Source organism: Microcystis sp. M144S2 (assembly GCF_020246065.1).
Classification (GTDB): Bacteria; Cyanobacteriota; Cyanobacteriia; order Cyanobacteriales; family Microcystaceae; genus Microcystis; species Microcystis ichthyoblabe_A.
On the sequence record NZ_JADBTR010000031.1, the window covers coordinates 24602 to 43965 of the forward strand.

Here is a 19364-nt window from a genome sequence, read left to right on the forward strand (position 1 = left end):
TATTTGCTACCACTTTTTATTAAAAAAGTCAATAGATTAAATATTAATTTTTGTAAAGAAAAGCCTGAGCAGTTACTCAGAAAGCTCTTTACCATCTGTTACAAAATATGGCAAGATATTTATCGAATTGTGTCAAAACCCAGAGTAAATACTCACTTGGGTTACATTTTCTGATACAAAACAGAAACATATATCTAAATACCTTAAACAAAGGGCGATCGTCATCTGATGACGAAAATCACTTCATACCAGACTCAGCAATCATAAGGAGAACCATCATATATGTTCACTCACGTCAAGTCCACCATTCGTCATATAGTTCCTGACGCGTTGAATGGTCGATCGCTGGTCAAGGTGGTCTATGTCGTGCTAGAACCTCAGTACCAAAGTGCGCTGAGTAGTGCGGTCAGGGAAATCAACGCTAACAACCCGAAACTAGCGATCGAAATTAGTGGTTATTTAATCGAAGAACTGCGCGATGGGGAAAATTATCGCAATTTTCAGGAGGATGTAGCCAAGGCTAATATTTTCATCGCTTCTCTCATTTTTATCGAAGATTTAGCCGATAAAGTGGTGGCCGCTGTCGGTCCCCATCGGGATAAATTAGATGCGGCGATCGTCTTTCCCTCCATGCCCCAGGTAATGCGCTTAAATAAGTTAGGTTGCTTTTCCATGGCACAATTGGGACAGTCTAAGAGTGTCATCGCTAACTTCATGAAAAAGCGCAGGGAAAACTCTGGCGCTGGTTTCCAAGATGCGATGTTAAAGTTATTGCGAACTTTACCGCAAGTCCTGAAATATCTCCCTATGGAAAAAGCTCAGGACGCACGCAACTTTATGTTAAGTTTCCAGTATTGGCTGGGAGGTTCCGCAGAAAATTTAGAGAATTTCCTGTTAATGTTGGCCGATAAGTACGTCTTTGATAACAAGGATGACAGTGTAGTTTATAAAGAACCGGTAGTTTATCCAGATATGGGTATCTGGCATCCTTTATCGCTGAAAATGTTCGAGGATGTCAAGGAATACTTCGCTTGGTACAATAACCGCAGTGATATTGCTGATGACCTCAAAGACCCCTTAGCTCCCTGTGTTGGCTTAATTTTACAGAGAACTCACCTCGTTACTGGTGATGACGCTCATTATGTCGCTCTCGTGCAGGAATTCGAGTCTATGGGTGCGCGAGTCCTTCCTGTTTTTGCTGGGGGATTAGACTTTTCTAAACCCGTAGAGGAATATTTCTGGGATAAAAGCTTAAAAGGAGTGGAACTTGCCCCCTTCGACTTAGCTCAGGGCAAGCTGAGCCAAGTCGAAGGGGCGGTTGCTATCGTTGATACGGTAATTTCCCTGACGGGATTTGCTTTAGTGGGGGGTCCAGCGCGACAAGATCATCCGAAAGCGATAGAATCCTTAAAACGTCTCAATCGTCCCTATATGTGCGCGTTACCGCTAGTTTTCCAAACTACTCAGGAATGGGAAGAAAGCGATTTAGGTTTACACCCGATTCAAGTGGCGCTACAGATTGCTATTCCGGAATTAGACGGTGCGATCGAACCTATTATATTATCGGGCCGGGATGGCGCGACGGGTAAAGCGATCGCTTTACAGGATCGGGTAGAAGCGATCGCTCAACGGGCGCTAAAATGGGCTACCCTAAGAAAGAAACCGAAACTCAATAAAAAAGTCGCCATCACTGTGTTTAGTTTCCCCCCTGATAAGGGGAATGTGGGAACCGCAGCCTATCTAGATGTGTTCGGTTCTATCTACGAGGTGATGCAAGCTTTACAAAATAACGGTTATGACTTGCAGGACTTACCCGCATCTCCCAAAGAACTGATGGAAGCGGTAATCCATGATGCCACCGCACAGTACCATAGTCCGGAGCTAAATATCGCCTATCGGATGTCTGTACCGGAATACGAGCGTTTAACCCCCTATTCTGTCCGTTTGGAGGAAAATTGGGGACCACCACCGGGACACCTCAACAGTGATGGACAAAATCTGTTAATCTACGGGAAAGAGTTCGGTAATGTTTTTATTGGGGTTCAACCTACCTTCGGTTATGAAGGGGATCCCATGCGTCTGCTCTTTTCTCGTTCTGCTAGTCCCCACCACGGTTTTGCAGCCTACTATACCTATCTCAATCAAGTTTGGAAAGCAGATGCGGTTCTCCATTTTGGCACCCACGGTTCCCTAGAATTTATGCCGGGGAAACAGATGGGAATGTCTGGAGAATGCTACCCCGATAACCTCATCGGGATGATTCCCAATCTCTACTATTATGCCGCTAATAACCCCAGCGAAGCGACAATCGCTAAACGTCGCAGTTATGCGGAAACCATCTCCTATCTTACTCCCCCCGCAGAAAATGCTGGACTCTACAAAGGGTTAAAAGAATTAAGCGAGTTGATCGGTTCCTACCAAACCCTGAAGGATAGTGGGCGTGGGGTGCAAATTGTCAATACTATTGTCGATAAATGTCGCTTGGTCAATCTCGACAAAGATATAAGTTTACCTGCTTGCCCTGAGCCAGGCCGAAGGGATAGTGACACTGCCCATCTCAGTCAAGAGGAACGGGATAATATTGTCGGTTCGGTCTATCGTAAACTGATGGAAATTGAATCGCGCTTGCTTCCCTGCGGACTTCACGTTATTGGGAAACCCCCCTCGGCGGAAGAGGCGGTGGCAACTTTGGTCAATATTGCCAGTTTAGACCGGGAAGAGGACGATTTACTTTCCTTACCGCGGATTATTGCTAACAGCATCGGCCGGGATCTAGAGGAAGTTTATCGCAATAGCGATCGAGGGGTGTTAGAGGATGTGGAATTACTGCAAAACATCACCCTAGCGACTCGCGCTGCCGTCGCAACTTTAGTCAAGTCCCAAACCGACGGGTCAGGTCGGGTATCGATGCTTTCTAAGCTGAATTTCTTGAATATAGGCAAGAACCCTTCGACTTCGCTCAGGGCAAGATCGCCTTGGATCGAAACTTTACGGTCGATGGGTTATCCACAAGTTGATCCGGTGGCGTTAAAACCCCTGTTTGAATACCTAGAATTCTGTTTAGAACAGGTCTGTGCCGATAATGAATTAGGGGCGCTATTAAAAGCATTGGAAGGGGAATACGTTCTTCCCGGTCCTGGTGGCGACCCTATTCGTAACCCCGGAGTTTTACCGACGGGTAAAAATATCCACGCTTTAGACCCCCAGTCTATCCCGACCCTAGCGGCGGTAAAATCGGCTAAAATCGTGGTGGATCGTCTGTTAGAACGGCAAAAACTGGATAATGGCGGTAAATATCCCGAAACCATCGCTTGTGTTCTCTGGGGAACCGATAACATCAAAACATACGGGGAATCCCTAGCACAAATTCTCTGGATGGTGGGGGTTCGTCCTCTTCCCGATGCTTTGGGACGGGTGAATAAATTGGAATTGATTCCCCTAGAGGAGTTAGGAAGACCGCGCATTGATGTGGTGGTCAACTGTTCTGGTGTCTTCCGGGATTTATTTATCAATCAGATGAATTTGCTTGACCAAGGCGTAAAAATGGCCGCAGAAGCAAATGAACCGGTGGAGATGAATTATGTCCGCAAACACGCTAGGTCACAAGCAAAAGAAATGGGTTTAACGGTTCGACAGGCAGCCACCCGCATCTTTTCTAATGCTTCTGGTTCTTATTCTTCTAACATTAATCTCGCGGTGGAAAATAGCAGTTGGGAAGATGAAAAAGAGTTACAGAATATGTATCTCAACCGCAAGGGTTTTGCTTTCGATTCTGATAATCCGGGGATGATGGCCGATAATCGTCAGTTGTTTGAAGCATCTTTAAAAACTGCGGAGGCAACTTTCCAAAACTTGGATTCTAGCGAGATTAGTTTAACCGATGTTTCCCACTATTTCGACTCGGACCCGACAAAGGTTGTGGCTAGTTTACGCGATGATGGCAAAAAACCGGCGGCCTATATTGCTGATACTACCACCGCTAATGCTCAGGTGCGTACTTTATCGGAAACCGTGCGCTTGGACACCCGCACCAAGTTACTCAATCCCAAATGGTACGAGGGAATGTTAAGTCACGGTTACGAAGGAGTCCGAGAATTATCGAAGCGTTTGGTTAATACGATGGGATGGTCGGCAACTGCTGACGCGGTGGATAATTGGGTTTATGAAGATGTCAACACCACCTTTATTCAAGATGAGGAAATGTGTCAGCGTCTGATGAATCTCAATCCTAATTCTTTCCGCAAGATGGTGGGAACCCTGCTAGAAGTTAATGGTCGCGGTTACTGGGAAACTTCTCAAGAGAATTTAGACCGCTTACAGGAACTTTATCAAGAAGTGGAGGATCGCATCGAAGGAATCGAGTAGAATAGATAGATAAGACTTGAGAGACTGGCTAATCACCGGTCTCTTGAGTTTTGAACAAACATGAAAAATAACTTTTGGGGGTTAATTTGGTCTAGTTTTAACGAAATTCAAGGGGTTTTACTCGGTCTTCTTGGATTTTTAGGAGGTATTGCTTTAATTCGTTATCCCTTCAATACTTCTATTCCTCTAGATCTAGTAATTATTGTCAGTTTCTTCACCTTGCTGTTAATCGCTACTTTGTTAAGCGCTGTTAACACACTTCTTAGACAGAAACAAAAATTAGAGGCAGAAGTTAAGGAACTTCAGGAGGTAAACCAAAATTTAGAAAATATTATTAAACAGGGAATTACTCCCAGGATTTTGAGGTCTCAAAAGCAAGGAAATAATAATATTTTATGCCTTCTTGATTCCTCTAGTCTGTTTACGATCGAGTTACTTGTCTCTTTTTATTATACCGATGAAGATGGGTTTGAAAGATTAATAGGAGAGGGTTTTGTTGAATATATTAATCCAAAGGACGGCAAGATACACGCGATCATTGACAAACCTCAAACAATCTATCAGGTAATTCTAGATCGATTGGCGAGTAACGATTTAAAAATTATTCAAGAAACCAGAGTCAGACCTGGCGTTCTTAGAAAACATAGTTCACCATAGAGGAAAATATGGAAAATGTAGCCGAAAAACCCATTTTATCTCCTAAAGGAACCTTTCCCGCCAAAGTTGTCAAAGTTATTGACGACTATAAATTAGTGATCAATAGAGGTGAAATTAGTGGAATTCGAGAAGGTCAAAGAATGTTAGTTTACAATACCAGCGAAGAGGAAATAAAAGATCCCCAGACTGGTGAGTCTTTAGGCTATCTTGACTTAGTGAGAGGGACGGGGACAATTACTTTTGTTCAAGAAAAAATATCGATTTTACAATCGGATAGAAGCAATAATAAAGGATCTAGATTGCTGCAGTTATTGCTTAAAGAACAAGAAACCCCGTCCGATTTGATAGGAAAATTCTTAAAAAGAGCCGTAGGAGCGAATTCTAAGAACGATAAAAAGCCAATATCCGAGCTAATAAATCGTGAATTGTTAAATAAACTGCTAGTACGGGAATTATCCGAAACGTTACCTTTTGAAAACCCTCAAATTGGCGACTCGGTTAGACCTATTTAGACCTATCGATGGAACAACCAATATTAGAAGACTTTCTATCTCTTAAATATCCGATTTCAATTTATCCCGAAGAAGAGGGCGGATACACTGCGTTAATTCCCAATTTACCCGGATGTATGAGTCAGGGGGAAACTTTAGAGGAAGTGATTATTAATATTGAAGAAGCGAGAAAATTATGGATAGAGACGGTTTATGTTAGTGGTAAAAAAGCAATTACTTTGCTTTCTAAAAGGTGAATAAAGATCCCCGTAAATTGTTGCGGGAATCTAAAGATGAAGAGATTGAAAAATGTCAAAATAATGAATAATTAGGGCTTGCTGAATAATGGTAAAACCCTTCTAAAATAAGGCTTTTGACCTGTTAAAATCCGATGTTCATGCTGCGAAAATCGGATTGGGACCCTCAAAAACCTGGCATTATCCTTTTTATAGTACACAAATTGGTACAAAAAGAGAGGGCAACAAAGCCTGAAACGACCGACGACCGGCTACTGACGACCGAATCCTAACCCCACCAATACACTTTTTCAGCAAACCCTAAGTAGGCCATAGTTTTTGAAATTTGGTATGATTCCTGACTGGAAAGACGGTGTAGGGTGTAGGGAAGGAAACCTCTTTCATCTGTGGGGGTGAAAATTTTTTCATCGGGACTGACTTCTAACCCCATGTTGCTTAAAGATAAGCAAAAATTATCCATTGACTCCACAAACTTGAGAATATTTAAATTAACATTCCGCAATATTTACAAGTTCTTAAGAATTAATTGAGAAATATTTTTATTTAACAACGATGTTATCATGGTTACAGCGATTTTACTGAATTTCATAATGGGTTATTATGTGCTTTTTTAGGTAGCAATGCTTGAAACCCTTGCCACACCTAGAAGGTGATCCTAATTAAGACGGTTAAATCAGTCAATTTCACCCATAACGATGATCTTTTTTTTGTGTAGTTTTATTGCAAAAAAAAAGTTTTTTTGACAAAAAGCACAAAGTATGATGGATGCGCCAACCTATTTCTGGCTGCGAGTAATTATTGCAGAGTTAGGTCAAAATCAGGGGATTTCCTGTTTCCAAGTGATCAAATACAGAAAAGCAGCAATTCGATCGAGAAACCGATAAAAACAGCCTAGACTAGAAAAAGAATCCTCTATCCTGACAGCTATCCTGTGGAGATTACTTTTTTAGGAACCAGTTCTGGGGTTCCCACTCGTTCCCGCAATGTCTCTAGTATCGCCCTTCGTTTGCCGCAACGGGCGGAAATATGGCTGTTTGACTGTGGAGAAGGAACTCAACACCAGTTACTGCGTAGCGACCTAAAAAGTTCCCAAATCCGACGCATTTTTATCACCCACATGCACGGAGATCATATCTTTGGTTTAATGGGACTGTTAGCCAGTATCGGATTAGCCGGTTCTGCTCAGGATATTGATATCTACGGACCCCCCGGACTAGCGGAATATCTGCGTGCTTGTGCTAAGTATTCCTATACTAATTTAGCCAATCGGGTGCGTGTCCATGCCGTTTCCCCCGGCATACTCTACGAAGATGAAGAATTTACCGTCTCCTGTCAGCTACTAAAACATCGTATTCCCGCCCACGGTTATCGTATCGCCGAAAAAGACCGTCCAGGACGTTTTGATGTGGAAAAAGCCAACGCTTTGGGTATTCCCCCCGGACCGATTTACGGCAAGCTGAAAAGAGGGGAAACTGTCACCCTTCCCGATGGCAGAAAAATTCGCGGTCAGTCCCTCTGCGGAGAAACGGAAATCGGCCGTAAAATTGCCTATTGTACCGATACTATTTTCTGTGAAGGCTCGATCGAATTGGCACAGAATGCAGATGTGCTAATTCATGAGGCGACTTTTGCTCACCAAGATGCCGGGTTAGCCTTTGAAAGTGTTCACTCCACTTCAACGATGGCAGCCCAAGTGGCCTTGGCAGCCCAGGTAAAATTGTTATTAATGACCCATTTTAGCCCCCGTTATCTACCGGGTAATTCTCTGGATATTTCCAATCTGTTAGAGGAAGCGCGGGCGATTTTTCCTAACACTAAATTAGCCTACGATTTCCTCACCTACGAAGTCCCCCGCAACCGTCAAGAAATGGCCTTAGGAGTTAAATAATTATGCCAGCAGCAGTAGAAGAAAAAAGCATGGTTCCCACGGTTTTAGTGGGTATTGGTGGCACGGGTAACGAAATTTTATCGCGATTGCGTCGCTTAATCGAGGAAAGTTATGGCAGTTTGAGTAATTTTCCGATTGTCAGTTTTTTGGTGGTTGACACGGATAAGGATTATAAAATCAGTAATCCTGAAGCTGCTGGCAGTGCTTTTAAAGATAACGAAAAACACTGGGCCCGGGTGAGTGGAAAACAGGTACAGGAGATGGTATCTGACATGGATAGATATCCCTGGATTAATAGTTGGTTTCCCCCAGAATTAGAGAGAAATATTACTTCCCTAGAAGCGGGAGCGGGACAAATTCGCGCCTGTGGTCGTTTTGCTTTATTTTGTAATTATCATGAGATCCAAAGAAAATTTCTAGACGCGGTGAGACGGGTAAAAGGGCAAGAAAACTTTATGCTCGATCGCTATGGAATTAAAGTTAATAATACTGCTATTAATGTCTTTACTACGGGGTCTTTAAACGGTGGTACGGGTAGCGGAATGTTAATCGATATAGGTTACTGTATTCGTAATTGGTTACGAGGGGAAAGTAGTCCTTTGAGTACGGCAATTGTTCCGACTCCTGAAGCATTTGCGGGGATTAGTGTCGGCGATCGAGTTTTGGCTAATGGTTACGCTGCCCTGATGGAATTAAATTACTTTTCTGACTACAGAACCGAATATCATCAACAGTTTAGCAGCGGTTTGGTCGATGAAGTTATTAGTAAATTACCCCCCTTTGACTTTACCTATTTAGTGGGGACAAAAAACGGCGAAGGTGATTTTAAACTCGGTCAAATTCGGGAAATGATCGCCCAAAATATCTTCCTAGATATGACCTCTGATTTTGCCCCCCATAAGCGTTCTATTAGAGATAATATTAAGGGTTCTTGGGCGCAAGCTGACCCGGGAGGTCGCGGTTATCCTAAGCAATTTATGAGTTTTGGACTATCAACTATTGAAATTCCTATTGCCCAAATTCGGGCTTCTTTATCGGAACGTTTAGCCAAAGATTTAATTAATTGGTGGCTGAATGATGCCGTGATTTTACCCGCTCAAATGTTGGAGTTAGTCAGAGGTGATATCCTCAAAAGAATGCGCTTGAGCGAAGGGGAATTAATTATGGATTTATGTGCCGACAAGGATCGCTCTTTAATTGCCATAATCTCCCAATGGATTAACGAAACTCGTCAGGAAATCAATCAAGATAATTGGCTATCTTGTACCAAACAGGGTGTTAATATTTTAGGCAATGAACAGGGAAAAATCCTGCAATTTATTAATGATTATTTAACGCCAAGAGTCGAGGAATTTAAACGCAATCATTTACTAGAATTGAGTCCCGATGAACGGCTGCACGGCGATTACCTGAAAAAGATTTATAGTAACCGGGATGAAATTATTCAACGGGGTAAAAAGTCCCTAGAAATGGAGTTTTATAATATCCTTGAAGATCGGAACCGTGGGGTAAAATTTGCCGAGAGTTTTATTGTTTCAGTACGACAAATCTTCACCGACATAGCGGAAAAATTCCGTCGCGATCAAGAACAGGTTTGGAGTCAAAACGAAAGTAAACGTCAACGGGAATACGACACAGCCTTGGCAGAAATTAATGATCTGAAAGATAAACTTCATATCTCGAAAAAAGATAAGATGGAAGAATATTGTGAACAAGCTTTAACGGGATTGGAAGGTCATTTAATGGCCAATATTCAACGAAAAACCAGAGGTGCAGGAGTAGAGGTTATTAATCGTTTACTGGAACATCTTAATCAATTAGAAAGCCGTTTTAATCGCTTTCGTCAGAAATTAATTCAAAGTCGCGATCTATTTAATCTCCAGTCTAATCAACAGAGCGATAGTGCCGATGCTTTGTTAATTAATGGGATTAAATTATTTGAAAGACAAGAATTAAATAGTCTTTATCAAGACTTTATCGAACAATTTGCCTCCGGGATTGCTGGTAACAAAAATGCCTACGATACAGGTATGGATAACCTTTGTTTACCCCTCTCGGAAGAGATTTTAAAGCAATCTAGCCCCCTCTGGAAAGAAACGCGCCGCGCCGATGAAAATATGCGTTTATTTGACATCACCGAGATTGCCGATATTCGTCAAAGAGATTTTCAACAAGTTATCCTAAATCAAGCTAATCAACTCCTACAAAATGCCCCCGCTAGTAGTCAAATTCAGCAGGAATTAGCCGCTTGTGATCGCTTGTTAAAAATTTATAACAACGATGCAGATATTATCAATAATCTTCGCATTGCCTACCAAAAATCGCGACCCCTAATTATGCTTAATCCTGCGGTTTTGCGAGGAAAAGATGCGGGTTTTACGCCCCAATTAAATCAAAATGTTGCCCTGATTGGAGGAAGAAATACCAGTAACCCAGCAGCCCAAAAAATTATTCCGAAACTGCGGGAATTTATCCCCAACGAAGACGATATTAAACCCTTGGGAGACGTGGAAAAATATCGTCTTGTCTTCGTGCAGGAAATTGGCGGTTTTTCCCTACGCTGTCTCGAGGGAATGCGAGAACTGCGGCAATCCTATCAGGACTGGAAAGGAGAGTTTATTCTCGCCAAACGCGCTCAACAAATGGGTGAAAATCGCGATTTACCCATCCCCGTGCATATCCAAAAGGAACCTCCTTTCTGGGATGTTTTTCCCGAAGATCCGAGTATTTATCAATTGGTGGTGACAGCCCGAGCTTTAAAAGTGCTTTTTCCAGAAGTCAATCGAGTCACTAATGAGAAAACAATTCGCTATGAAATTAAAACCGCAACGGGATTAAAAAAAGTCGATATCGCCACCAGTTGGGAAGATGCGGTACAGGTGTTAGAAGTAAAAGCTTGTCGCGAAGATAAGGAAAAAATTCAAACTCAGGTGACGGCTAAGTTACAGGCTGCAGCCACTCCCGAGAAAAAACAAGCTTTGTATCGGACTTTCATTGAATATTTACAACAACGTTCCGAGGAGTTGACAGGAGGAAAAGATAATACAGAATATAAACGGGAAGATGCAATTATTTTGCAGTTAATCCATAACTATAAGTTGGATAGCGGTGGAGAAATTCCTCTTTCTTCGGTGACGGAAGTGGTTAACCCAGCTTTAATTATCTGCGGTAATTGTGGACACAAAAACCCGCCCTCGTCTAATTTTTGTTCTAAGTGTGGGGCAAAATTAGTTAAGTAGAAATTAGATTTTGGGTTTGATCCCCCTGCCCCCCTTGATAAGGGGGGTGCCGATAGGCGGGGGGTTCTACCTTGATAAGGGGGGTGCCGATAGGCGGGGGGTTCTACCTTGATAAGGGGGGTGCCGATAGGCGGGGGGATCCGCCTTGATAAGGGGGGTGCCGATAGGCGGGGGGATCTACCTTGATAAGGGGTGAATCTGACAATGTTTAACACCTACCTAATTTAACAGAAAAATTGGGGGTGTTAGCTGGACTAACATCCCCCAAAATGAAAATTTTCGGGAAAAATTGCCTAATAGCGAAAAAACTGGATTATAATAAGGTCTTTACTCAAGATTTTTGCTAATCGCTAACTGCCATAAAGCCCAATCAAGACCCCTGTTTATCGAGAGAAAAACCAATGGTAGCCACTTTAAAAGGACGAGATGTTTTAAGAATAACCGACATGAGTAGCGAAGAAATCAGCGCCCTACTCAATCTATCGGCACAGCTTAAAGCTGGCACTCTTAACCCTAGCTGCAAAAAAGTCTTAGGATTGCTATTTTATAAAGCTTCCACTCGGACCCGGGTTTCCTTTACCGTCGCCATGTACCAGTTAGGGGGACAGGTGATCGATCTTAACCCCAGTGTAACCCAAGTGGGGCGAGGGGAACCCTTAGCCGATACAGCCCGGGTACTCGATCGCTATCTCGATATTCTCGCGGTTCGCACCTTTAAACAAGAGGATTTAGAAGCTTTTGCCAATTACTCGCGCATCCCGATTATCAACGCTTTAACGGATTTAGAACATCCCTGCCAGATATTAGCCGATTTACAGACTATCCAAGAGACTTTTCAGACTTTAAGGGGAATTAACCTCACCTATGTGGGGGATGGTAATAATGTCGCTAATTCTCTCCTCTTGGGTGGTGCTTTGATGGGGTTAAATGTGCGGGTTGCCTCCCCCGCAAACTATCAACCGGATGGGGAAATTGTCGCCAGCGCCCAGGCTATTGGCGAGAAAACCGGTAGTAAAATCTTAATTACCGACGATCCCGTTACTGCTGTAAAAGACTCTCAGGTGGTTTATACTGATGTCTGGGCGAGTATGGGACAGGAAAGCCTCGCTGATGCCCGAATTCCCGTTTTTCAGCCCTACCAAGTCAATGAACAGCTAATGAGTCACGCTGACAAAGACGCGATTATTCTCCATTGTTTACCTGCTCACCGGGGCGAAGAAATTACCGACGGGGCGATCGAGGGTGTACAATCAAAAGTCTGGGAACAAGCGGAAAATCGGATGCACGCCCAAAAAGCTTTAATGGTGAGTTTATTGGGATTAATCTAGCTCCCGATGCTCAGTTACTAAAATAATTATTAAACTCGATCATCAATCATCCTAAGACCTGTCCGACACCAGAAGTTAACGCTAGGATTGATGGTAAGAGCAATAATCAGGGCAGCCTCCACACCTAACTATATGTCAGACACCTCCGCCGTTAAAAAATATCTCGCCCATTGGTTTCAATTGGGAAAAAAAGTTATTTGTCCCAAAAACCAAGCTATGCTATTTCCGCTGCCAATTTTCAATGCTGATCGCTATTCGTCGGAGTTTGAGGATTGTTGGCAAAAAATGCTTGATCCTCAAAGTGGCGATTGTTACCTAGAAGGTACTCAACAAACTATCCGAGACTTACTTTCCCCTCAATGGGAATTTCATCCCTGCGCTCGTTGTACTATACCCGTACCAATTGAAGTGCTGGGCCAGTCGGGTTTATCCTGTCCCTGCCATGATTTGAGTAATTGGCCCAATTTAGAATTACCCCTACCCCATTTACCCGTCAATAGTCGAGAAAATCTCGATCGCATCCGGCAAAGATTGCTAAAAAATTCTCACCCACATTAACCGGACAAAAAGAGACGTTAGGGGTAACGTCTCGACAAAAGGGTTGAGATTTAAGGTCTGCTGAATAAATCTAAAAACCTTGTTGGATAAGACTTTTAGACTTTTTTTTCCTCAAAAAGTGCCAGCCGTTGCGGGGATCGGGGGGAAAATTCAGGTACTTTTTCCCTGAAAATTAGGTAATTGACTACCTCAAAATCGGTAAAACCCCACACCCCACACCCCACACCCCACACCCTGCCCCCAGGAAAAGCTTTTTGCCGCAAACGCTATTTAACGATTTCTGCCAAAAAGATTGACTAAATCCCGCAATCTCTCGCTATATTCTCCGGTTAAAGCTTCCTGACGATAGCGCCATGACCAATTCCCTTCTGCGACACTGGGGGTATTCATCCGCGCATCCGATCCTAAACCTAACACATCCTGTAACGGTACGATCGCCTGATTAGCCACGGAACTATAGGCCAGTCGAATCAGATCCCAAGCCACTCCCTGACCACTGGGAGCGCCAAGATATTGATATAGTCGCGCTTTTTCGTAGTCATTGGCGTTATCCTGAAACCAGCCCACAGTGGTATTATTATCGTGAGTGCCGGTATAAATCACACAGTTGCGTTCGACGTTGAAAGGAAGATAGGGATTACCCGCGTCACCCCCAAAAGCAAAGTGGAGAATCTTCATCCCGGGGAAGGCAAAGTGATCGCGAAAATCTAGAACTGCTTGGTCGATATCGCCCAAATCTTCGGCAATAATCGGCAATTTACCTAAACGAGCGCCAATAGTATTAAAGAGATCATAACCCGGGGCCTTGAGCCAACGACCATTAATAGCGTTTTCCTGGCCGAAAGCCACCGCCCAATAGGCTTCTAATCCGCGAAAATGATCGATACGGATGATATCGACTAGGGAAAGAACCGCTTTTAAACGACGTACCCACCATTCAAAGCCCGTATTTTTGAGATAATCCCAGTTATAAAGAGGATTTCCCCATAATTGCCCCGTTTCTGAGAAATAATCCGGGGGAACCCCCGCCACTTCCAAGGGATTACCGGTTTGCGGATCCAGTCGGAAAACCTGCGGATTTGCCCAAACATCGGCACTATTATGGGAGACATAAATGGGGATATCACCGATAATCTCGATACCGAGGGAGTTAGCATAGCGTTTTAGGGCTAACCACTGCTCAAAAAACTCAAATTGCAGGAATTTGTGCAGAAAAATCTCCTCTTGTAACTCCTGTTTCGGTGTTTCCAACGCACCCCAATGACGTTCGCGAATTTCTGTCGGCCATTCCATCCATGCTTTACCCTGGTAAGCGTGGGATAAAGCCATAAATAGGGCGTAATCCTCTAACCAATCGGCATTGCCAGCACAAAAGCCGGCAAACTGTTTGTAAAGAATTGTGTCAGAACCCTTGACAAAATTGCTCGCCGCCTTTCTAAGTAGGGGAATTTTCCAAGCGATCAATTTATCAAAATCCACTTGATCGAGGGGAAAATCGGGAATATCCTCGAAATCTGCGTCACTAAGCAGGTTTTTCTCCCGAAGAAGATCGAGACTAATCAGAAGATGATTGCCGGCAATGGCGCTAAAACTCATGTAGGGAGAGTTACCGTACCCTGTGGGGCCTAAAGGGAGAATTTGCCAGAGTTTTTGACCACTTTGAGCCAAAAAATCGATAAATTGATAGGCTTCCCTACCTAGTTCTCCAATCCCGTAACGACCGGGGTGACTGGTGGGATGAAGCAAAATACCGCTAGAACGGCTAAAAGCCATGAAAAAACCCCCTTATCAATGATTCGGTTAGCAGTTATTAAGTGTTTAAAGCTGAATGCTCACTGCTATCTCCAAGCTAACCCGATCTCGATCGATAAGGGCAATACTTAACAACTTTATTAGACAGATTAAGTAGGGTCTGCTGAAAAAGTTTTTTGGTAGGGTTAGGGTGTGGGGTTTTATCCAGTGAGATTTTTTTGTCTTCGCGAGTGGTTCGGTAAGTCTGATCCGGTAATTAGGATAGTTATTTCCTCTCTTGCCAAAACTTTTCAGTTAACAGAGTATCCACATCCTTCGCAAAAGGCCAAACATCAGGAAAATCTGTATCAGGATAATCCTCGCGCACCGACTCCAACGCTTCCCCGTAGGATTCCCCAAAGATCTCGACTAGAAAGCTTTTTAAACTCGGTGAGTATTTAAACTCTTTTTTTAACTCGTTGCGAAAATTCCGGATCTCGACCTCCCATCCCCGATAACAATCCGGGAGAGCGACATAACACCGTTTTAAGAGATGCTCCAGTAAACGAACCAGAAAACTATGAACCGATTTACGCTGACCAATTCCCAAGGATTCCACCTCCTCGATTAAATTGTCCAGATCGATCGCAGCGAAATCTCCGGCTTTTAATCGATCTACTGTTTCGTCGATCCAGAGAGCGAAATCGGTATCGTAGAGCGTTTTCGTGGTTGTTGGTGTCATGCTCACGTCCTCTCGGTATTCTTTCACTATCCTAGCCGAACCGGCTCAAAATTTTTTTAATACTTCCAACTCCTCTAAGATTTCTGAAATCGGCCGTAACTCCTCCGCTGCCGCGACATGAACAGATCTAAACTTCTCCCATACATATTTACTACAATAGCCAAAAACCCTTATCCATCAGACGACAGATAATCTATCACTGCACAACAACTTAAGCGGGTGAGGGGAATCGAACCCCTATCATTAGCTTGGAAGGCTAGGGTTTTACCACTAAACTACACCCGCATTTTCTTAGCACTTTCCTTAGCATAACACGAATTGCCGATTTTTACAAGTAGGGATTTTCAGCTTGTGAATCGCCTCTAGATGGTCATAGATCGCCTAAAAATCCTGATCGCTCCTTTTTATCCCCGATTTGGCTAAAAGTTTCTTCCACGCGATCGAGGTCTAGTTGGGAGAAATTATCGATCGCCCAGTTGGACACTCTCTGCATAAAATGGAAGGGGTAGGTATGAGCGATTCCCACCACCTGCATTCCCGCTCTTTTTGCCGCTTCGCAACCAGCAAAAGTATCTTCAATCACCAGACATTCCCAGGGTTGCAATTGCAGATTAAAATTCCAACGATTGAATCTTTCTACGGCCAGTAAATAACCATCCGGTTGGGGTTTACTGGTGCTGATCTCATCCCCGGTGACAATGACACTAAAGTAATCCCCAAGGCCCGTCTGTTGCAAGATCGATTCTACTTCCGAGCGTATTGCTCCCGTCACCAAACCGATTTGTAGATCCCTGGCCTTAACCCGTTTTAAAAAAGAGTATATCTCTTCATAAATAGGAAGTTTCTCTAATTTTTCTAATCTTTCTCGGTATAAACTGGTTTTTTTGTTAATTAACTTGGTCAGATACTCCTCGGTCACTTGACGACCGCGACGGGTGAGAACATTACGCAAACAGACGCGATCGCTTCTTCCCAGACATAACTCCGCAAATTCCGACCCTAGGGGCAGTAAATTTTCCCCGAGCAAGATTTCATTGATTAACTCTTGATGGATCGGTTCATCATTGATGATCACCCCATTAAAATCGAACAGAACAGCCTTTAACATCAATCTTAGACAGAAAAGCTAATAAATACTCAGTGTTCTTGATTATACTAAAGTTTTTCGTCGGGGCCTGGCGGGTCTTGCCCCTTACCCCATCTCAACAAACAATTTTAACCGGAAAATTGCCAAGGCCTTGACAAATTCCCAGATTTGTTCTATTATTTTGTTATAGTGGGAATCCGTGCTGCCCTGTAACCCCCCTATTTGGGGCTAAAATATTAGCCAAAAATATAACAAAAGAATTTAGGGACCTGCGTGGGAACAATATCCCAACCGATCGGAGGGCGCAAGCTTTGCGCCCCTACAGTAACGGATTTTGTCCACAATGTAGGGGCGAACTGCGTTCGCCCAAAAGGTACATTAATGTAGGGGCGAACTGCGTTCGCCCAAAAGGTACATTATTAAAGCGCAAGTCCCTTAGGCCATTGTTTCCGATACCCAACGACGGAATAATTCCACAGCAATCCGATAACGGCAGTCTTGGCATTCGATGACATGATGATTTTCAAGGGTTTTTAGGGCCCGGTCGAGAGTTGTGGCAGTTAGTCCAGTGCTGGACAGTAAATCTGCCCGGGTTAATCCTTGCAGATGGGGAGAAAGAACTATTAAAATTTCCTGTTGTCCGGCCGCATCTTGTTTAGCCTGTTTCCAGACACCCGTAAAATAATAATTCCCCCTTTGGAAAAACTCAGCATCGATGGCTTTTTCCACATCTTCCACCTGAAAACGAATATCTTGGGGACGTTGCAACTCAAAGACCTGTTTATTATAAAAACGTACCAGATGAAAGCCGATCAGTTGTACTAAATAGGGTTGACCGTGGGTAAGTTGATAAATTTTGTCCAAAGCGGATGGGGTATAGTCTAGGGGAAAATCCTCGTCTTCCCCAACGGGATTAGCGAGGATAACGCGAGTGGACTCAGGAGAGAGGAAACTAACTGGAATCGGGTAAACACTGCCAAAAAAAGGATGAAAATAATCGGCAGTCATCTCCTCTAGGGTATGTAATCCGGCAAAAACAAAAGCTAGACGCGGACTACTCTGGACAAGGGAACGCAGATAGCCGAGGAAATTCCGGGGGAGGGTATTCGCTTCGATTAAATCCTCAATTATCTCGAACTCATCGAGGGCAATAATTAAACCAGTTTTAGCTTTTTCCGGCAGAATCTGGCGCATCAGACGGTCTAAATAACGATTAAAATACATTTCTGGATGTTGGGAGATTTTTTCCTCTTCTGGGGCATCAATTGCCAAAGTTTGGGCGATTTCCTCAGCCATAGTCAGGAGAACTTCGGCTAGGCTGGTTACTGTGGCCAAGCGCTGTAAATTAATGTAGATAACCGACACATTTGGTGGAAGATATGCCTCCAGATTGCGTAGAATCGAAGTTTTACCCATGCGACGATGACCATAGAGAACTACGGAGGATAGGTTATCTCCGGACCACATTGACTGAAGTTCCCGCAGGATATCCCCACGACCAACAAAGCGTTTACCGATCACCGGATCACCGATAATGTAGGGATTAGGAATCGGTTGGGTAATAGTTACCGTTCCCACCGTTCCCGCGATGGATGTGCTAATTTCTGCCCATTTTTCGGCGATAGAAAGGATTAATTCTTTTTCTGCTTGGGGTAAAGTAGCCGCCTGTTGGTCGGTTATATCCCTTAATTCCCCGATAATCCGATTAAGAGCGAGGGATCTGGTCTGTTGGGAGTAACTTCTCTGGACTAAAGCCATTTCTGTGATAACTAGATTTAAACTGCTGATAGCTTGCCAAGTTTGCGGACGTAATGAAGGTTCTGGGGCAATGGGGGCAACTTTCAGGGAAGCGATACCATCGAGAGTTGCTGCCTGACTAAATCGGTGTAAAGTTTGGGCGAGGCTATACATTTCTTCCCCGTAGGCGAGGGAACGTACCACAGCAAAGGCTTTTTCGGCTTTTTCGGTGTCCTGTTGGTGAAGATACCAAAAACCGGCGGCGGCGGCGCGAGCAGGGGTATCGAGACGGATTTTGCTGTCAGGAAAAGAAAACAGTTTCGCCGACGCATATTTTAACAATTGCCAATCGGAGGGATTTTCTGCCAGACGGGAGACGCGATAGATAATTTCTGCCTCTGGGAATTGCGATAAAACGCGGTTAACGGCGACAAGGACAGGAATAAACTGGCAGCTGTACCGAAAGTATTGATTGAGGTTATTAATAGCCGTTTCCCAGTCTTGCTGTAACCATTGTTGTAGAGTCGAGGTTAACCCCGGCAGCGGTAGAAGGGTAATACGGGGAAAAAGTCGCCCTTGGGGACCGGCCAAAAGCCCGATTAGCCAATTATCAGGACGGAAAAAGGCGAATATAAACCCCACGACGGACCCCACGCCGGACACCACGCCGGACCTCACGCACCACACCACGCCGTTCAACACGCCGAACACCACACTCCACCCCACGCCGTACACCACGCCGTACACCACGCCGGGCCCCACGCCCAACCCCACGCCGAACCACACGCCCAACGCCACGCCGAACCCCACGCCGGACACCACGCCGGACACCACGCCGAACACCACGCCGGACACCACGCCGGACACCACGCCCAACACCACGCCGGACACGACGCCGAACACCACGCCGAACACCACGCCGTACACTACGCCGTACCCCACGCGCACCCAATCAACAGAAAGTCCTAAATTTGCCGCTATGCTACAGATAATTAGAGGGGTAATTACAGTTAAGAGAAGACCCTGAATCCCTAGACGCAATTGTACGCGATGGTCGCGGAGAAATTGCATTCTATTGCGCCATGTTTTCTGTTCTTTTAATTTATCGCCGCCGCCTCTCGTTTCCACATACCAGCGCACTGCTTGGGGAAAATAAAACACCCAGTACAACAGCAAAAGATAATCAAAAGGATTCCATAAAGATAAATCGCGTTTGAGTTTAGGAGCGAGATTAATTCTGGGGACGGTGCTTTCCTTCATAATTTCTATCTCTAGCTATTTACC

At 44.2% G+C, this 19364-nt stretch carries 13 protein-coding genes and 1 tRNA gene; 8 read left to right on the forward strand and 6 right to left on the reverse strand.

Features of this window, described 5'->3' with window-relative positions; translation table 11 throughout:
* The first annotated feature begins 282 nt into the window (after window positions 1–282).
* The 4 genes from IM462_RS04050 to IM462_RS04065 are packed head-to-tail and all read left to right on the forward strand — an operon-like array spanning window position 283 to window position 5770.
* A complete protein-coding gene (locus IM462_RS04050; protein WP_287702862.1) occupies window positions 283–4365 on the forward strand; it encodes a magnesium chelatase subunit H in 4083 nt (1360 codons plus the stop codon).
* Between the two features lie 60 nt (window positions 4366–4425).
* Entirely contained in the window at window positions 4426–5022 is a 597-nt protein-coding gene (locus IM462_RS04055) for a bZIP transcription factor (protein WP_287702864.1), read from the forward strand.
* Window positions 5023–5030: 8 nt separating this feature from the next.
* A complete protein-coding gene (locus tag IM462_RS04060; RefSeq protein WP_287702866.1) occupies window positions 5031–5534 on the forward strand; it encodes a hypothetical protein in 504 nt (167 codons plus the stop codon).
* Window positions 5535–5542: 8 nt separating this feature from the next.
* Window positions 5543–5770: a type II toxin-antitoxin system HicB family antitoxin gene (locus IM462_RS04065; protein WP_287702868.1), complete on the forward strand. Its 228-nt coding sequence runs from the start codon at window positions 5543–5545 to the stop codon at window positions 5768–5770.
* Between the two features lie 268 nt (window positions 5771–6038).
* Here IM462_RS04065 and IM462_RS04070 read toward each other — a convergent pair whose 3' ends face one another.
* Window positions 6039–6230 carry a hypothetical protein gene (locus IM462_RS04070; RefSeq protein WP_287714862.1) on the reverse strand — a complete coding sequence of 64 codons (192 nt, stop codon included), beginning with the start codon at window positions 6228–6230 and terminating at the stop codon, window positions 6039–6041.
* Window positions 6231–6701: 471 nt separating this feature from the next.
* On the opposite strand from IM462_RS04070, the gene IM462_RS04075 reads away from it, so the two are divergent.
* The 4 genes from IM462_RS04075 to IM462_RS04090 all read left to right on the forward strand — a co-directional run bounded on the left by IM462_RS04075 (window position 6702) and on the right by IM462_RS04090 (window position 12783).
* Entirely contained in the window at window positions 6702–7658 is a 957-nt protein-coding gene (locus IM462_RS04075; RefSeq protein ID WP_287702872.1) for a ribonuclease Z, read from the forward strand.
* Window positions 7659–7660: 2 nt separating this feature from the next.
* Window positions 7661–10897: a tubulin-like doman-containing protein gene (locus IM462_RS04080; RefSeq protein ID WP_287702874.1), complete on the forward strand. Its 3237-nt coding sequence runs from the start codon at window positions 7661–7663 to the stop codon at window positions 10895–10897.
* 401 nt (window positions 10898–11298) lie between these two features.
* Window positions 11299–12225: an ornithine carbamoyltransferase gene (gene argF / locus IM462_RS04085; protein ID WP_002762401.1), complete on the forward strand. Its 927-nt coding sequence runs from the start codon at window positions 11299–11301 to the stop codon at window positions 12223–12225.
* 132 nt (window positions 12226–12357) lie between these two features.
* Entirely contained in the window at window positions 12358–12783 is a 426-nt protein-coding gene (locus tag IM462_RS04090) for a hypothetical protein (protein ID WP_287702876.1), read from the forward strand.
* Between the two features lie 270 nt (window positions 12784–13053).
* Here IM462_RS04090 and malQ read toward each other — a convergent pair whose 3' ends face one another.
* From malQ to IM462_RS04115, 5 genes are all read right to left on the reverse strand, one after another.
* Window positions 13054–14556, reverse strand: a complete 1503-nt coding sequence (malQ, locus tag IM462_RS04095; RefSeq protein WP_287702877.1) for a 4-alpha-glucanotransferase — start codon at window positions 14554–14556, stop codon at window positions 13054–13056.
* A gap of 244 nt (window positions 14557–14800) precedes the next feature.
* Entirely contained in the window at window positions 14801–15256 is a 456-nt protein-coding gene (locus IM462_RS04100; RefSeq protein WP_287702879.1) for a DUF29 domain-containing protein, read from the reverse strand.
* Window positions 15257–15470: 214 nt separating this feature from the next.
* Window positions 15471–15541: transfer RNA gene (locus tag IM462_RS04105), tRNA-Gly, on the reverse strand.
* An 85-nt stretch (window positions 15542–15626) separates the two neighbouring features.
* Window positions 15627–16364: an HAD family hydrolase gene (locus tag IM462_RS04110; RefSeq protein ID WP_287702881.1), complete on the reverse strand. Its 738-nt coding sequence runs from the start codon at window positions 16362–16364 to the stop codon at window positions 15627–15629.
* 414 nt (window positions 16365–16778) lie between these two features.
* Window positions 16779–19340, reverse strand: coding sequence for an AAA family ATPase (locus IM462_RS04115; protein ID WP_287702883.1), 2562 nt, complete (start codon window positions 19338–19340; stop codon window positions 16779–16781).
* Window positions 19341–19364 lie beyond the last annotated feature (24 nt).

Coding starts and splice junctions, on each gene's coding strand:
- IM462_RS04115 (WP_287702883.1), bottom strand. CDS start 19,340: ATGAAGGAAAGCACCGTCCCCAGAATTAATCTCGCTCCTAAACTCAAA.
- IM462_RS04050 (WP_287702862.1), top strand. CDS start 283: ATGTTCACTCACGTCAAGTCCACCATTCGTCATATAGTTCCTGACGCG.
- malQ (WP_287702877.1), bottom strand. CDS start 14,556: ATGGCTTTTAGCCGTTCTAGCGGTATTTTGCTTCATCCCACCAGTCAC.
- IM462_RS04080 (WP_287702874.1), top strand. CDS start 7,661: ATGCCAGCAGCAGTAGAAGAAAAAAGCATGGTTCCCACGGTTTTAGTG.
- IM462_RS04090 (WP_287702876.1), top strand. CDS start 12,358: ATGTCAGACACCTCCGCCGTTAAAAAATATCTCGCCCATTGGTTTCAA.
- IM462_RS04100 (WP_287702879.1), bottom strand. CDS start 15,256: ATGACACCAACAACCACGAAAACGCTCTACGATACCGATTTCGCTCTC.
- IM462_RS04070 (WP_287714862.1), bottom strand. CDS start 6,230: ATGGATAATTTTTGCTTATCTTTAAGCAACATGGGGTTAGAAGTCAGT.
- IM462_RS04110 (WP_287702881.1), bottom strand. CDS start 16,364: ATGTTAAAGGCTGTTCTGTTCGATTTTAATGGGGTGATCATCAATGAT.
- IM462_RS04060 (WP_287702866.1), top strand. CDS start 5,031: ATGGAAAATGTAGCCGAAAAACCCATTTTATCTCCTAAAGGAACCTTT.
- IM462_RS04065 (WP_287702868.1), top strand. CDS start 5,543: ATGGAACAACCAATATTAGAAGACTTTCTATCTCTTAAATATCCGATT.
- argF (WP_002762401.1), top strand. CDS start 11,299: ATGGTAGCCACTTTAAAAGGACGAGATGTTTTAAGAATAACCGACATG.
- IM462_RS04055 (WP_287702864.1), top strand. CDS start 4,426: ATGAAAAATAACTTTTGGGGGTTAATTTGGTCTAGTTTTAACGAAATT.